Genomic DNA, 16,534 nt, shown 5'->3' with positions numbered 1-16,534 from the left:
CGTTGACGCTCGAAGACTCGCTACCGCTTCGCTAACGCTTTTGACCCGCTTACATCCCCTCCCTGCTGACGCTGAGGAAGGGGAATTACGCGGTTTATGTTAAAAAACCGTAATTTGGACTCATAGATTCCCAAAAATAATTCTAACTGCTGACTCCACAGCCACCCTTGAGCATTTGGTTCCAAAGGTTGATATTTCCCACCCACTAAACTAAACCCTTGAAACTCCAAAGTATTGGGGTGAAACCAAAAATATTCCGGCGTACGAAAAGTCTCTTGGTAAAGTTCAAACTTCAGACCTTTGTCAACCTTGGCAGTACTGTTAGAAAGTAATTCAATAATCACATTGGGATACTTCCCTTGTTCTGCCAATAATACCCAACTTTTGCGGGGGCGATTTTCACAATCCTTGACAACAAAAAAATCTGGCCCTCTAAAGTCTCGTGTGGTAATCTGTTCTGGGCTAAAATAAATCGTTAAATTTCCAGTAGCATAAAAATCATTACGCTGACGCCACCACCATTTCAGACACGCCAATAGTAGTTCAATTTGTTCGCGGTGTAGATCGCTTTCCAAAGGAGGCTCATCACTCCATAAATCACTAGGGGGAATGATAATATCTTCTGCTTCTGTATGTATAGTTAATTCAGCAGGAATTTCATGATTTTTGGCAGCCGTCACTTCGCTTCGCTCCGAATTCAAAATTCAAAATTCAAAATTAACAATCCCCATAAATTCAGGTGTTTTGTATCCTTTTAATTTCTCATTCATAATGATTAATGGCTTTTGCTCTTACGTTTAGTGTAATAGTAGCAATCATCTGTTTAGATATATCAATTGTTAATTTTTTCAAGAGAAAAAATGCTGCTTCACCACATCTAGGCGTGAACAGTTCCAATAATCAATATGGGAGACAATGAAACCATCAGAGTTAAGACCTAATTCACTCCAACCAGGAATAGAGATCCGTGGTTTCCAGGGTAGAGGAGTATTCCAACTGAGTGTCCACTCAGTTTTTATTGTGTCTCCTAAACGTTGAATATTATGTAAGTCCATCTTGGGATTTAAAAACCAAGTTTGGATAAAATTAATCATTCCTTTGTAACGTTTAACACCCCGAAATTTATTCAGAGGGTCTTGAAAATAAACCTCTGGAGCATAAAGACTGTAAGTTTGATTGACTGGGAATCTTTGATAGTCTTCTTTGAGGATTTCAATGATATCCATGATAGATAAATATATCCGTAAATTGGTTTAATAGGAAAACTGAAAAATTGAAATTAACCCTCATTCCATAAACGTTCTAACTGACGCCGCCAAGCAGTTAGGGCTTCTTCTCGCCCTTGTGAAGTTTGATTAATTTCGCCCATCATTCCTTCGGCGTAAAAGCGCTCTAAGCTTTGCATCGTAGCTTGCAGAGATTGTCCTTGCTGTTTTGCTGCCTGAATAATTTGCCGGATGCGGCTTTCAATTAGTCGATTAAAGACATTATCTAATCCAGCCTGATGGAGAGATACAAGTCGATTGATTGCATTGGACAAATCTGCACTCACTAAAGTACCACTATTATGTTGAAAGACCCCCCAAATTACCCCTTCATACAAAGCGTAACGTACTTCTTGAGTGTCATCAAAGTTGGCTTCTAGAAACTGTTCTAAAAATGGTTGGGCTTCTTGGATGGGCACAATAGGCAGTAAAACTCGCAGCCAAGTATTATCTTCGGAAAGCAGCACCAATAGCCGAAAATTAGAAGTGTCTATTTGCCACTCGCCAGCAGCGAGCGTACCAACTGCCGATGTGCCAAATAATTCTGTTAGCGTATCCGCAATTTCTTCAGGTGTCATAACTTTTTATTTATATATAGCCTCTAGATTAGCGCAGAGGTGCATCAACTTATTCACCAGAACGCTTGCCTGTCCAATCTAAAAACGCAGTGGGGGCGTACACCTAGCTGTACGCCCCCACGAATGAATGTATTCCACTGAATTGAAATATCTGATTTAAATAAGCGAATTGCTCAAAAACACAATGCCGATCGCACACAAAGCGAAGCCAGCAAGGCTGATTTTCCAGGGTAAAATTCGGTTTAATTCTCTCATACCCATCCCAACACCAATTTCTCTAGCACTCATGGCAACTGCCAATAGAGTTAAGGTAATACCTAGTATATAGACAACCACTGATATCATTCCTGCCCCAGTAATAGATTCAGCATTCGCGTAACCCTGAAATAAACCAGCGCTGATGCCCATTAGCGCAAGCACTAGAAAGTTTAGTTGATTTGGCATCATCAGCATAGTACCAAAAACGATGGTAGAAATAGCAATGGCTATTTCTGTGCCTGGTAAATTTAGCTGGTATAGATGCATTACAATGCCCAAAACTGTTGCGAAGATAAAACATCCAGCGATCGCAGCGCCACGAGCAAACACAGATGAGAGTAAACCAATCGCAACAATACCAACTAAACAATTTAAACTAATTACTGGATCTGCTAATCCCCACACAAAGGCTTCCCAGGCGTTAGAGATGGTATGTTCAAATGGTGTTCCACTCAATGAACTCAGTAAGCTAATTAAAATTAAAGCTGCGATCGCCCCAATATGGCGATCCATGAACTTTGAGGTATTAAGTTCCCCCCAAGTACGGGATTCCGATAATTTAGTCTTGAACATTGCTATATACCAAATTAGTTTTTAGGTAATTTATACTACCCACCTACCCCAAAAAACTAACGTGGTAATGATGCTAGATTACACTAGTACAACACGGCGCAAATAAACCAATCATTCCAAATCAACGAAACCCTTATGCTGTATTCATTTTTAATTTTTAATTTTGCCTTGCGGTACTAGCTTCACTAAGTTATCTAAAGCCAAGTTGATTTCAAGGTGAAAAGTCTGAATGCAGTCTAAAAACTTTCTCTTATCCTTTTAACTATACAACAGGCTGTTTTTATATCTTTCTGACGATATACTCAACTAATTGTTGAATCATTTGGGCATCTGTTTCACTTAAACTTTCCAACTCAATTCTGTTGCTTTGTTGTGGAGTACTAGAATCGCTACTATATATACGACGACTCAAGCCTACAGGACTATTATCGTAAAATGTTGTATAGAATACACACGCTGCGACAAATGAGCCAATTGAACTAGGGTGGCTTCGATCGGAACTGTAAAGGTTTAATTTTAGATTTGCTTCCTGAATTTTTTGCCAAGCTATTCCCACAGGTGCAACTTTAGCTTTTAGTTCTTTAGCAATGTTCATGTAAGCATCAGTCAATATCTGTTGCGTTTCTGGTTGATTTTGCTTTGCCCAAGTTAAGTAAAACACTGTTTGGGAATTTACTCGTTTAATTTCGGCATCAAACAGAGTAGCGTACTTATACATTTCCTGGGGATTAGTAATTGGTAAAGTACTTTGCTCTTGCAGTACTACGTAATCCCAGCGTTTCGCTTTCAAAAGTCTGAGTGCTTCACCACGTTTCCAGTGGTTTTTGAGTGTAGCTCCACCAATCACAACCATTTCAGTTTCTAACTTTTTAGTTTCTTTTGCCGAGGCAGCTAGCTGTTGTGTCAACCAAGGAAGATCGTTGAAATAGGTATAACTGTTGCCAATAAATAAAACTCTGATTGTTTGCTGTTCAGCTACGGGTAAAGAATTTGTCTTAATCTGCTTTGTTAGCATATTAAACAAGACAATCATCACAAAGAGAAATAAACATAAATATACTATCTTGGTGTTGCTCATCATCTCTGAAATGTTTGCAGTATAACTTAATTCTTGGACGAGATTTTTTCGGAAATAGTTCTGACTTATTGATGAGTATATGAAAGTTTTTCCCAAGAGATTGCAAATTTTACCCAATCTAAAACTTTTCTTAACTGAACTGTATTAAGAAGAAGACTAATCTTGAAAGTACCTTCATGAGAAGAGAGAATGACATTAATCAAATTGCTACTACTTAGTATTGTTTTTATCTTCTTTGGATGGATTAGTCCACTGCAAGCTAGTTCAATAGCTCAATTGCCAACTCCTTTACCTGTAGTTGCACAACGTGAAACTACATCTCTGCAAAATTCACAGGATGTATTGACTGTTGCAACTTTTAATGTCGAGAATTTAGACCCGAAAGATCGGCGCTTTGATAATATTGCCAAAATTATTGCCAATAATTTGAACGCACCAGATGTCATTAGTTTAATTGAAGTTCAGGATAACAACGGCCCAACCAATGACAACGTTGTGAATGCAAATCAGACTTACCAAAAACTAATTGCTGCGCTCAAAAATATCGATAGTCCAGCATACGACTTTGTTGATATTCCGCCCAGTGACGATGCAGATGGTGGAGAACCTGGAGGCAATATTCGTGTCGGTTTCTTGTTTCAACCCAGCCGAATAACTTTAGCAAAAGTGCCCCAAAAAGGCGGTTCATTAGATGCTGTGGCTATTACTCAAGGTTCAAATGGTGTCGATATTTCGCTGAATCCAGGTCGGATTGACCCCACGAATGCTGCTTTCGATGAAAGCCGTAAGCCACTTGTAGCAGAATTTATTTTTAACGATCAAAAACTGTTTATCATTGCTAATCACTTTGTTTCCAAGCTTGGAGGTTCTCCCGGCGATGTTAAACGAGTGAAACAAGCCGAAATCGTGAATGAATTCGTCACGCAACTACTACAAGCTGACCCGCAAGCCAAAGTAATTGTATTGGGTGATTTAAACGATTTACCAGATTCCCTAACTCTGAAAGCCTTGAAGGGTAACATTCTGGAAAATCTGACGGAGCGTTTACCTCAAAGCGATCGCTTTAGTTTTAAATTCAAGGGAAATCCTCAACTTATTGACCATTTGTTAGTCAGTAAAAATCTTTCTAGTGTTGCTCAACCCGAAATTGACATTGTGCATGTAAACGTTGGCTTTAATAGGCCTGTCAGCGACCACGATCCTGTAATTGCAGCGTTTACATTACCTGTTAACCAGTCCACCTCTGACACCATCCTTCCCGTTGTCCAACCCATTCCCACTCCTGTAAGTGATTCTGCGATTATCTTGCCTCAACTATCCAAAGTTGCTTTAGTTGACGAACTAGCTAAGAAGTATACGCCAAGCAAAACTTTGAATTACGATCGCGCAAGAGACGAAATGTTTGGAGTTATTGATAATCAAGCAGGTATTGTGACAGACATTTATGCCAGTTATCCAATTCGTTTAATTGGTAATGGCGATCCTAGTCAGGAAGCTGACAAACTAGGACTGAATACTGAACATGTTTGGCCGCAAAGCAAAGGGGCTGACAAAGGTAATGCCAGAAGTGACCTTCATCATCTATTTCCTACACGAGCAAATATTAATAGTGAGCGAGGCAATAAACCTTTCGACGATATAGCCGATACAACTACTAAGAAATGGTATCGAAATAATACTGTTCAATCTACAATTCCTAATAGTGGAATCGATGAGTTTAGCGAATTAGCATCTTCTAAATTTGAGCCTAGAGAGAAAGTAAAAGGTGATATAGCCAGGGCAATTTTCTACTTTTACACGATTTATCGGCAGCAAGCTGAGACAGTGGACTCAAATTCTTTTCAGAATCAGCGTCAAACTTTGTGTAAATGGAATCAGCAAGACTTACCTGATACTACTGAAATAGAACGGAATCGGGCGATCGCTAGATTTCAAGGTAATGATAATCCCTTCGTACTAGATATTACATTAGCAGAACGGGCATACTGTAATTCTTAAATGCAGTAACTTGAGAGTTAATTATTCATTTTTGATTAGTACAGTGAAGATACTACCATTTGGATAATTATCTTCGATGGTAATTGTACCAGAATGCGCCTCGATCGCCATTTTGCAGAAAGCCAATCCTAAACCAATTTGCGAAACTTCTGGCATCGGAGTTCCAACTTCGTACTTCTCGAAAATAATCTGTCGTAACTCCAAACTTACTCCCGAACCAGAATCAGCGACTTGCACTTTTGCACCACCTGCTGCTAAATACTCTCCCCGTAGAGTCACTTGAGACTTGGATGGGGAGAACTTAATGGCATTGGAGAGCAAATTATCCAACACTCGACGAAAAACAACTACATCTACTGCAACAATGCCACCAGGTTCGGGTAGTTCAGGTATCAGGGTCAGGTTCTTTTGATTAGCGATCGCCTCAATATCTGCCAATGCTGACATACACAGCGTATAAAGGTCTACTTCTGTATAATTGAGAACCATTTTCCCAGATTCCAGCTTTGCCATGATCAGCAAGCTATCAATCAATGATTGTAGTTGTTGTGCAGCACGTAAAATTTGATCGACTTTTCCTTGCTGTTGTTCAGGTGATAAATTTGGCAACCGCAGAATCTCTGTGCCTAAGACAATACTGGTAAGTGGATTTCGCAAATCGTGCACAATCATATTTACCATGTCTTCTTGCAGTTTGAGCAATACTTGCATCCTGTCGTATTGCTGCTTAATCCGCAACATGGAATGAACTCTGGCTCGTAATTCCACACCATTGACGGGTTTACTAATGAAGTCATCTGCACCCGCTGCCAGACATCGAGCCAAATCTTCTTTATCAGTTAATGCTGTCACGATAATGATCGGCACTGCTTGCCATTGTGGATCGGCTTTGATGCGTTGGCAGACTTCCATCCCATCGAGATCGGGCATCATCACATCTAATAAAATCAGATCGGGCTGAAAAGTATCGAGGCGATTGAGAGCTTGTTGACCACTAGGAGCGTAGTATAGCTGGTAGTTTTCACCATCGAGCAAGGTTTCAACAACGTCAAAGTTATCGGGTTCATCATCGATCACTAAAATAGAGGGTTGACTATCCATTGAGAATTTCCGCTACCTACCTAAAAATTGTTGAATTGTGGTTACAAGGTGTTTCAGTTTTACGGGTTTGGTCAAATATTCGTTAGCTCCAGCCGCGAAACAAGTTTCGCGATCGCCGGGCATAGCTAACGCCGTTAGTGCAATTATCGGAATATGCGCAAATTGTTGATCGTTGCGGATGTGGCGGATTGCTTCCAACCCATCCATTCCCGGCATTTGAATGTCCATCACAATTAAGTCGGGGCGTTGAACTCTCACAAGATCAATAGCTTGCTGTCCATTGTTCGCCAAAATAAGATGATACCCTCGACTTTCAAGATAGGCGGACATCGTATCAATATTTGGTTGATTATCTTCTGCCAGCAAAATCAAAGGAGTGTCCAGAAAGACTTCTGGCACTACAATTAGATTTGGCGAGTCAGAGCGGGTAGGATGTTGTAGTTTCTCTATAGTTGCCTGAAGTTGAGCGCGGGTAATGGGTTTGACCAGATATTCAAACGCTCCCTGAGCCAGCCCTTTGCTATGCTCATCCACCACTGAAATGATGATCGTTGGAATATCTTTGGTTTTTGGATTGGTCTTGAGTTGATTTAGCACCTCCCAACCCGATAGATTCGGTAGTTGCAGATCGAGAATGATTACAGCAGGTTGAACTCGCAACACTTCTTCTACGGCTCCTTCACCTTGAGAATAGATGATCGGTTGCATTCCCATATCGCTGAAGTAACGAGTAATCTGATCGGCTGCCGCCACAGAATCTTCGATAATCAAAACTTGAGCATTTTCAGTAAGTAAAGGATAGCTGGGTAATGAAGTAGTTACCTGCGTCCTGAGAACATTATCGCTGGTATGGTAGGGAATACGGACGGTAAAACAACTTCCCTTGCCAACTTCACTGCTAACTAAGACTGTTCCTCCATGTAGCGTAATAATCTTTTGTACCAGTGCCAAACCTAGACCAGTGCCACTGTACTGGCGGTTAAGGCTGCTGTCAAGCTGGATAAAAGGCTGAAACAGCTTGCCAATTTCTTCACGGGCGATACCAATGCCAGTGTCAGTGATATGGAAGCAGAGATTTGGGGGAGATGAGGAAGACAAGGAAGACAAGGAAGACAAGGAAGAATTTACTTCCCCTGCTCCCCCTGCCCCCCTGCTCTCCTGCTCCCCCGCTCCCTCCAGCCGGACTTCTAACGTTATAGATCCCCGTTCTGGCGTAAACTTGACAGCGTTACTTAGCAGGTTGATCAGTACTTGACGCAGGCGGCGATCGTCTACTTGGATGCTGTCAATATTGTCAGAAATATGATTAATAAGACGAATTTTTTTTTTCAAAGCCATCTGTTTGACAAAGGCAAGGCTGATATCACAGAGGTTCTGGACAGAAACATCACTTAGTTGCAGTTCCAGTTTGCCTGATTCGATTTTAGACAAGTCTAGAATGTCGTTGATTAGTTCTAGCAAATGTCTGCCACTGCGCTCAATAGTGGCGATCGCTTTTACTTGTCTTTCATTAATGGAGCCGAATACACTTTCTTGTAAACCCTCTGACATACCCAAAATCGCATTGAGAGGTGTTCGCAGTTCATGGCTCATGTTTGCGAGAAATTCATCTTTGAGGCGAGTGGCGCGGGCAAGTTCCATATTTGCGTTAGCAAGCTGCTCATTTGTTTGCCGTAATTGTGCTTCGGCTTGTTTGCGTTCTGTGATATCTTCGTGAGATACCAGTATGCCAATCACCTCTCCTGCGCTATTGGTCAGGGGCACTTTATTAGTTCGTAGCCAGAGTTGTTCGCCATTAGCCCCTTCAAATGGCTCCTCATAGCCTAGTTTAGGTGTTCGGGTGTTCATCACCATCATATCGTCTGCACAGTAGAGGTGTGCTAACTTTGCCCAAGGTAATTCAAAATCGGTCTTGCCGATAATGTCATCGGTTGTCAGTTGAGAATGGCGGATAAATGCTGGATTGCAACCAATAAACCGCGATTGGCGGTCTTTCCAGAAAACACGTTGCGGAAATGTATCTAGTACCGTTTGCAGCATTTTACGTGATTCTTCCAGTTCTTGCGCGGTTTGTTTGCGTTCACGTAGTGCAGCTTGCTGTTCGCGGATATCAAATAGGGTGGTGCGGCTGTATAGATAGTTTCCCTCAGCATCCTTGACAGCAGTAGCGCTTACCAGTACTGGGAAAACTGTGCCATCTTTACAAACCATGTCAAGTTCCAAATCCTTCAACGAACCCTGTTCTTTGAAATGAGGATAGTTTTGCTCGAAGGTCAAGCGACTGGCTTGAGTGAAAAAACTGACCAGGGTTTGGCCAATCATTTCTTCACGGGTATAACGCAACCATTGCAGTTCAGTCTCGTTGACCTTGAGCAATCGGCCTTCGCTGTCGAGGGAATGGTAGCCACAGGGAGCATTATTGTACAAATCTTCGACCTCATGAGCATATTTCGCCAATGCCTCTTGTGCCTGTTTCCGTTCGCTGATATCAGTGATCCGGACTAGATGCATAGTACGTCCGGCTACAGTAATGGGTTTGGCTGCAATGTTTCCCCAGAAAATTTTACCCTGAAGAGTCACATATTCAATCTCTAGGCTCCAGACACCTTTTGACAGCATAGCTCTGACGATCGCATCTGTTTCGCTGGTAGTGAATGGACGCAGTTGGAGTGTCTGCCCATTGATATTGACTAATTCAGCTTTGTCAACCGCCTCAAACAGTTCCACTGCCCGCCGATTGCAATCCAAAGTCAGCAGCGTTTGCGGATCAACCAGAAAGATGGCATCAGCAGATTCGTGAAAAATTGCTTCTCGTAAATCCCTGTTGTGGATGAGTTCTTGTTCGGCTTGTTTGCGATCGCTGATATCTGTCAGTGTGCCGATGTAGCCAATAATGGTGTCGTTGGTGTTGATTTCGGGTAGCACTTGGACATAGAACCAGTTGATGCTGCCATCTGGGCGTAGATGTCTGCCCTCACTCTGATAAAATTCCCTTGGGTTAACATGTTCTTGCTCAAATTTTAGAGACCATTCCCTCCCCAAACGCTCGGCGTCTTCTGGGTGCAAAGCCTGTAACCAACCCATCCCCAATGCTGCCTGTGTTGGTCTACCAGTCATCTCACTCCAGCGATCGTTAGCATAGATGCAGTTACCAAAGGCATCCAGCCGGAAAATAGCTACAGGAGCCGCTTCTGCCAGATGTGCATAACGGAGTTCGCTGTCTCGAAGGGCTGTCTCTATTTGTTTTTGCTGGGTAATATCTTTGGCAATACCTAGAAAACCGATATTGTGTCCTTCTAGATCCTGGAGGATTTTCACCGACAAAAATACAGGGAACCGCGAGCCATCTTTACGAATGTAAGTCCATTCGTTTTCATAGGTGCTTCCGTCTTGAGTGACGATAGTAAAAAATTCCCTACCAGGTGCAATTTCCCTACCCAATTCCAACGAGAGTTCTGCTGCGCGTTGGTTGAGTTCTTCCGGGTCATGAAATGTAGTTGGACTTATTTGCCGAACAACTTCATCTGCTGTGTAACCCAACATTTTCTGAGCAGCTGCGTTGAAGGTTTGGATGCCATTTGAGTTATTAGAAATAATCGCATAGTCAGTACCATCTAAAATGGCTTGCTGCAAATTAGCGATCGCTAACAATTGAGCTTCTGCCTGTTTGCGCTGTGTAATGTTAATATGGCAACCAATCATTCGCAGGGGATTGCCGTCTCGATCCCATGCAATGACGCGACCGGAACAAATGACCCAAACGGTAGAACCATTTTTATGTCGATATCTCACCTCATTGTAAAAGGGGATTTGTCCACGACTTTGGACGTGTTGTTCAAAAAGTTCCAGAACAGCCAGTAAATCTTCGGGAAAAATCAGGTGTTGCCAGCTCTCTGGTGTATTTGGCAATTCACGATCTTCGTAGCCTAACATCTGCTTGAAGGTTAAGCTCAAGTACTCCTGATTGCCCGGAATATCCCAGTCCCAGTAACCTGCTAGGACTACTTCGAGAATTTGCTCCAGAAGACGTAATTCAATTTGCAGCATTTGGGCACGCCGCCGCTCTTCCTCTGAGAGCTTGCGTTCTGTGATATCTATTAGCACGCCCAGCATTCGCAGTAGTTGTCCTGTTGCGTCGTAAACTCCCCGTCCTTTTGCCGATACCCAATGAATGCTGCCATCTTGCCAGACAACTCGGTATTCCACAGCATAATCGGTTTGGGTGGCGATCGCCTGCCTCAGTTCTTGCTCAACCCATTCCCGATCCTCTGGATAGACTTGATTGAGCCACTTTTCATAAGTCCAGTTCACATCACTCAGATCGGAACCAAAACAGCGAATTGCATTCTCACTAGCAAATATTTGATGGGTGATTGGGTTCCATTCCCAATAGCCAATACCAGCAAAACTCAGGGTAAGCTTGAGTTTCTCTTCGCTAGCTTTTAGGGCTGCTTCTGTCCGTTGGCGTTCTGCCAGTTCTGCCTGTAATTGCTGATATGCACTTCCCTGTTGAATGGCGATCGCTATTTGCACCGCTAGTTGATCCAACAAATCTAGTTCTACTGATTGCCAATGACGAGGCGCGCTACATTGGTGAGCAATTAATAATCCCCATAATTGCTCTTTGACCAAAATGGGTACTACCAGATTGGCTTTGACTTCAAATTGTTCTAGAAGCTGCAAATGACAATTCGTTAAACCAGCTTGATGAATATCGTCGATTGCTCGTTTTTTCCCTTGGCGATAGTCACTTCCGGCTCCCTTTTGAAAGCAGGTGTCCAAAATCTGCTGCCCCAAAGCCACAGTCCAACCTGGAAGCACTGACTCCGCCTTGATTGTGCCGCTCATATCCGGCTGAAATTGAAAAACAAGTACTCGGTCTACTCTCAAAAACTGTCGCACTTCTGTTGCTATAGTAGGCAGAATCTCTTCTAGTTTGAGAGACTGACGAATCCGTAAGGCGATCGCAGCAATCAGTTGTTGTTGTTCCCAACTTTGTTCTAACTGTCGAGCCAAATCCATCCGTTCAATGGCATGATGAATTGCACCTTGAAGAACTTCAGATGTGAGTTTCTTTTTAACGAGATAATCTTGTACACCACTTTTCATGCCACGGACAGCAGTAATTTCATCCCCTTGTCCTGTCAGCATAATCACAGCAGTTTGGGTATTGCTATGGCATTCCCGAAACTGCTGAATAAATTTCAGCCCATCACCATCGGGTAACAAAAAATTCAGCAAAATGATATCTGGTATCTCCTGTTGACACCATTTCAGCGCTGGCGTTCCCGTCTCAAATTCCAAAAAGCGGTAGGTATACAGGCTGTCTTGCTCCAAAAAGCGACGATATGCTTCCCGATCTTCAGCGCAATCATCAATCAGCAGGATCGTGAGGCAAGAAGGATGACTCATAAGTTAAAAATATAAACGCGATCGCGTTTCAAAAAAATTATAGCTCGATATCACCGTGTTAATAGCTTGATGTAAATCTAATTACGCTTAGACAAGAAAAATATAGAACAGGCAAAATACCTGAAATATCTTTATATTGCCCTTCAGCGCGATGTATTGCCCAAAGACCTGAAAATTTTTGCACTTTAATCGCTTTACGACTGGGTGTTATAAACGAGTGGGATTCGCAATTTTACCTAAACAACTCCTCAGAGCTTCAGTAAATTTGCAGTCTTCAAAATTCATCCATTAATAGCCGCTAGAATAATGCTCAAACCTCTGTTTTGTAGTGATTTTTATCATTAGCCAGATTTTTTTAAAGTTTCACATTATCGATTTTATTGGCTTGTTCTGTACTGTTCTTCTATAAAATCTCCTCTATCCTACGGACAATTTAGAGTTGCTACTCAGTATTTCTTCAGAAATTCAAAATAGCCATTCAAGTAAATACTCTCAACTTAATCAGAAAAAAATCCTGTTTTTTCTCGATTACATTTTCATTTAAATCCTTAATACTAAAACTATTACAAACAATATTTTCTAGAAATGATTTGTTTATAGCCACTTCAGTGTATTTAAAATTTCAGGCTTAAGTCCAATCGCAAAAGGAGTTTTAACCTAATGTCACTAGCAGGTATAGAGCGTCGGTTACAGCATAAACTAGACCTTAAAAGGCTGTGAATCACAAATAGTAAAGGGGCTTATTAAAAATAATATAAAAAAATAATCATAGAAAACACTGATGCTTTTTAGTGAATTATCAGTAAAAATATTATTTTCCTCTTTTTTAAAGATAATTTTATTCCAGGCATCTATACGTAATGTTCATTAACTCTATCATTTCTGATAATTTACAACAGACTATCATTCGTCATCCGCTTATTGTTAGCTCTGAGATGATGCTTCCAGATGTAATTGCACTAATCAATGAAGCATCAGGTAATCATGATAGCTTGCCAATCAAACATAGCAATTATTTGCCTAACCCAGGTAAAGATATAGCTAGCAACACATCTCAAGCCACCAGTTGTGTTTTAGTTCTAGAAAACTCACAGTTGGTGGGGATAATTACACAACAAGATTTAATTAAGCTCACAGCACAAGGGAAAAATCTAGAGGGTATCAGTGTTGCCCAAGTGATGATCAGAGAGTTAATAACATTGAGGTTAAGAGATTTTAAAGATGTTTTTACTGCGTTACATTTGCTGAGGAAAAATCGGATTTGTCATCTGCCTATTGTTGGAGATCAAGGAGAATTAATTGGATTAGTGACTCCTAGCAGTCTGCTGGCAGTTTCTATTCTACAAGCGGAACTTTACAATCATACACGAGTTAAACTTGTAGAACGCCAGAAAATCGAGGCAGAACTGCGATTGGAGCGTAATTTTGTTTCTACCGTTTTGAATCTAGCAGACGCTCTGGTTATAGTACTAGATTGTCAGGGAAAAATTGTTCGCTTTAATCATACTTGCGAACAAGCTACAGGTTACGCATTTGATGAAGTTAAAGGAAAACTTGTTTGGGATGTGCTGCTGTTACCTAATACAACAAAATGTATCAAAGATATTTTTCAAAATTTAGCAGAGAGAGAATTTCCTCAACGTTACGAAACTTATTTAGTTACTAAAGATAGTGCTAGCCGCTTAATTTCTTGGTCAAATAAGGTCTTACTGAATCGCGATAATCAAGTTGATTATATCGTCTGTACAGGCATTGATATTACTGAAAGCCGAAAAGCACAAGAGGAACTCCAGCAGACTCGCAACTTTTTACAGTCGATGATTAATAATCTGCCTGTAGCCGTCTTTGTTAAAGATGCCAAACCAGAAAGTTTTGGGACAGTCAAGCTCTGGAATCATACCTGTGAAAATATTTTTGGAATTACAGCAGAGCAGGCTATTGGCAAAACAGATTACGAATTATTCCCGAAAGAACAAGCAGACTTTTTCTGTCAAAAAGACCTAGAAAGTTTTGCTAGTGGTGTACCTCAAGATATTTCTGAAGAACCTATTGACAGCCCTCGTTTTGGCAGAAGAATTTTACACATGACTAAAATTCCTTTGTATGACAAAAACCAACAACCCGAATATCTGTTATGTATTTCCGAGGACATTACAGAATACAAACGAGCAGAAAAAAATCTGCAACAAGCAAAAGAGCAATTACAAACGGTTTTAGATGCAGTACCTGGGTTTGTTTCTTGGGTAAATGATGATGGATATTATTTAGGGGTTAATCGCCATTTAGCTGAAAGTTTTAACTTGACTCCCGATGCTTTTGTTGGTCAAGAATTGGGGTTTATGGAAAACAGCCCGCAATTTACAGAATTTATGCATGAGTTTTTAGATAGGCAAGATGTAGCAGATTCTAAGGTTATCGATGTCCAAATTAATGATAAAATATGCAATTATTTGCTCGTAGCTCAAAAATATCAACAAAACACAGCCGCCGTTGCAATCGGAATCGATATTACAAAACACAAACAAGCTGAAATAGCCTTACGAAGTTTGATAGAAAGTACAGCTTCTACGACTGGACGTGACTTTTTTCCAGCATTAGTTGAGCATATTTCTTCTACTTTAGATGTCCGTAACACCTTAGTGAGTGAGTTAATTGATGAGCAAGCTCACACTTTAGGATTTTGGTCTGATGGGCAGTTACAACCCAATATTTGCTATGACCCAAAATCAACTATATGTGAAATTTTGCTCAAGCAAGGATTTTACCACTGTAGTTCGAGAATTCATCAACTCTTTCCTAATGCGAAAAGATTAGCTGCTATGGAAGCAGAAAGTTCTATGGGAGTTATTTTGAGTGATGATTTTGGTCAACCAATTGGCTCACTATGCATAGTAGATGACAAACCCATACCTGACCAACAGAAATTTGAAGGAATTCTCAAAGTATTTGCAGCCAGAGCATCTGCTGAACTGCAAAGACAACGAGCGCAAGAAGCTCTACAAAAACTCAATCAAGATTTAGAAGTCAGGGTTAAGCAACGCGCTTTAGACTTACAACAAAGTGAGGCAGAACTTAGAGCTATTTTTAATCAAGCAGCAGTGGGAATTAAACTAGAAACTTTAGATGGTGATTTTCTGAAAGTTAATCAAAAGTTGTGTGAAATTTTAGGCTATAGCCAAGAAGAAATACTAAAGAAAAACTTTAGAGATATCACACATCCAGAAGATATACAAATCCATCTCAATCAGTTGCAAAAATTAATAGCAGGAAAGCTAGAAACATTCTCCATAGAGAAGCGCTATTTACATAAAAATGCTGATGTAATTTGGATAAATCTAACGGTTTCTCTAATTCGAGATCCGATTGGTAAACCCATTTACGTGATCGGTGTAGTTAAAGATATACGCGAGCGCAAACAAGCTGAAGAAAATATTTGTAAAGCTTTAGTAAAAGAAAAAGAACTCAGTGAGTTAAAATCTCGTTTCATTTCTATGACCTCCCACGAGTTCCGAACTCCTTTAGCTGTGATTGCTTCCTCTGCTGGAATCTTAAAAAGTTTTAGCCATAAACTAGATGAACAACAAAAGCAGAAACATCTTCAGTGTATTCAAACTTATGTTCAACACACTACTCAACTATTAGATGATATTTTGCTAATTAATAAGGCTGAAGCTGGAAAATTAGCATTTGAACCAACTTGTATTAATTTGATTAATTTCTGTCGTTCTTTGGTAGAGGAAATTCAACTAAGTTCTCCCAACCATACCCTAGTTTTTGCTCCTCAATATTTGGGTGATTCATCAACAGATGATCGCTTTATGGCTTGTATAGACAAGAAACTTTTGCGACAAATACTGAGCAATTTGCTTTCAAACGCTGTCAAATATTCACCAGACGGTAGCAATGTTGAAATTGATTTATTAGTTCAAGATAAAAGCGCAGTTTTTCTAATTCAAGATGAGGGTATTGGCATTTTACCAGAGGAACAACAGAACTTATTTGAACCATTCTACCGAGCTAGTAATGTTGGGAATACGCCAGGAACTGGATTAGGCTTGGCAATAGTCAACAATTGTATAGACCTTCATAGAGGAATAATTATCTTCGCTAGCCAGGTCGGAGTTGGTACGACATTTAGGGTAGAACTACCACTAATGATAAGTGACTTACTGCATGAAAAATATCTAATATGTTATTAGTAAATAATTTTAGGGAACAATAAACTGCGGGAGATTGTTTGGAATCTGAACCTCGTCCACGTTGAAACCTGA

Annotated in this window: 9 protein-coding genes; 2 read left to right on the top strand and 7 right to left on the bottom strand. The window is 40.7% G+C overall.

What is annotated here, in order from left to right:
• Nucleotides 1–20: 20 nt before the first annotated feature.
• The 5 genes from HWQ42_RS02940 to HWQ42_RS02920 form a co-directional block, all read right to left on the bottom strand.
• Nucleotides 21–680, bottom strand: a complete 660-nt coding sequence (locus HWQ42_RS02940; RefSeq protein WP_292809162.1) for a Uma2 family endonuclease — start codon at nt 678–680, stop codon at nt 21–23.
• Between the two features lie 168 nt (nt 681–848).
• Nucleotides 849–1,226, bottom strand: coding sequence for a DUF2358 domain-containing protein (locus HWQ42_RS02935; protein WP_292809142.1), 378 nt, complete (start codon nt 1,224–1,226; stop codon nt 849–851).
• Nucleotides 1,227–1,279: 53 nt separating this feature from the next.
• On the bottom strand, nt 1,280–1,843 hold the full coding sequence (locus HWQ42_RS02930; RefSeq protein ID WP_292809140.1) for a hypothetical protein: 564 nt from the start codon (nt 1,841–1,843) through the stop codon (nt 1,280–1,282).
• A 156-nt stretch (nt 1,844–1,999) separates the two neighbouring features.
• Entirely contained in the window at nt 2,000–2,674 is a 675-nt protein-coding gene (locus HWQ42_RS02925) for a HupE/UreJ family protein (protein WP_292809138.1), read from the bottom strand.
• Nucleotides 2,675–2,954: 280 nt separating this feature from the next.
• The gene (locus tag HWQ42_RS02920) at nt 2,955–3,689 is read right to left on the bottom strand and encodes an SGNH/GDSL hydrolase family protein (RefSeq protein WP_292809136.1); all 735 of its coding nucleotides are present in this window, start codon (nt 3,687–3,689) and stop codon (nt 2,955–2,957) included.
• A gap of 252 nt (nt 3,690–3,941) precedes the next feature.
• Between HWQ42_RS02920 and HWQ42_RS02915 the strand changes: the two genes are divergently transcribed.
• A complete protein-coding gene (locus tag HWQ42_RS02915) occupies nt 3,942–5,750 on the top strand; it encodes an endonuclease (protein ID WP_292809134.1) in 1,809 nt (602 codons plus the stop codon).
• A gap of 21 nt (nt 5,751–5,771) precedes the next feature.
• Here HWQ42_RS02915 and HWQ42_RS02910 read toward each other — a convergent pair whose 3' ends face one another.
• Nucleotides 5,772–6,851 carry a hybrid sensor histidine kinase/response regulator gene (locus HWQ42_RS02910; RefSeq protein ID WP_292737202.1) on the bottom strand — a complete coding sequence of 360 codons (1,080 nt, stop codon included), beginning with the start codon at nt 6,849–6,851 and terminating at the stop codon, nt 5,772–5,774.
• Nucleotides 6,852–6,863: 12 nt separating this feature from the next.
• Complete coding sequence (locus HWQ42_RS02905) at nt 6,864–12,263, bottom strand: PAS domain S-box protein (RefSeq protein WP_292809132.1); 5,400 nt, start codon at nt 12,261–12,263, stop codon at nt 6,864–6,866.
• An 860-nt stretch (nt 12,264–13,123) separates the two neighbouring features.
• Between HWQ42_RS02905 and HWQ42_RS02900 the strand changes: the two genes are divergently transcribed.
• Complete coding sequence (locus tag HWQ42_RS02900) at nt 13,124–16,462, top strand: PAS domain S-box protein (RefSeq protein ID WP_292809130.1); 3,339 nt, start codon at nt 13,124–13,126, stop codon at nt 16,460–16,462.
• Nucleotides 16,463–16,534: the final 72 nt, after the last annotated feature.

Origin of the sequence: Nostoc sp. JL23 (assembly GCF_017115065.1) — a bacterium.
Lineage (GTDB): Bacteria > Cyanobacteriota > Cyanobacteriia > Cyanobacteriales > Nostocaceae > Nostoc > Nostoc punctiforme_A.
Note: the sequence above shows the minus strand (reverse complement) of the source record. Positions and strands in the feature narration are given on the sequence as shown.

What these genes read in the sequence shown, in the direction of transcription:
- HWQ42_RS02915 (WP_292809134.1), top strand. Translation starts at nt 3,942, where the DNA reads ATGACATTAATCAAATTGCTACTACTTAGTATTGTTTTTATCTTCTTT.
- HWQ42_RS02925 (WP_292809138.1), bottom strand. Translation starts at nt 2,674, where the DNA reads ATGTTCAAGACTAAATTATCGGAATCCCGTACTTGGGGGGAACTTAAT.
- HWQ42_RS02910 (WP_292737202.1), bottom strand. Translation starts at nt 6,851, where the DNA reads ATGGATAGTCAACCCTCTATTTTAGTGATCGATGATGAACCCGATAAC.
- HWQ42_RS02900 (WP_292809130.1), top strand. Translation starts at nt 13,124, where the DNA reads ATGTTCATTAACTCTATCATTTCTGATAATTTACAACAGACTATCATT.
- HWQ42_RS02930 (WP_292809140.1), bottom strand. Translation starts at nt 1,843, where the DNA reads ATGACACCTGAAGAAATTGCGGATACGCTAACAGAATTATTTGGCACA.
- HWQ42_RS02920 (WP_292809136.1), bottom strand. Translation starts at nt 3,689, where the DNA reads ATGCTAACAAAGCAGATTAAGACAAATTCTTTACCCGTAGCTGAACAG.
- HWQ42_RS02905 (WP_292809132.1), bottom strand. Translation starts at nt 12,263, where the DNA reads ATGAGTCATCCTTCTTGCCTCACGATCCTGCTGATTGATGATTGCGCT.
- HWQ42_RS02935 (WP_292809142.1), bottom strand. Translation starts at nt 1,226, where the DNA reads ATGGATATCATTGAAATCCTCAAAGAAGACTATCAAAGATTCCCAGTC.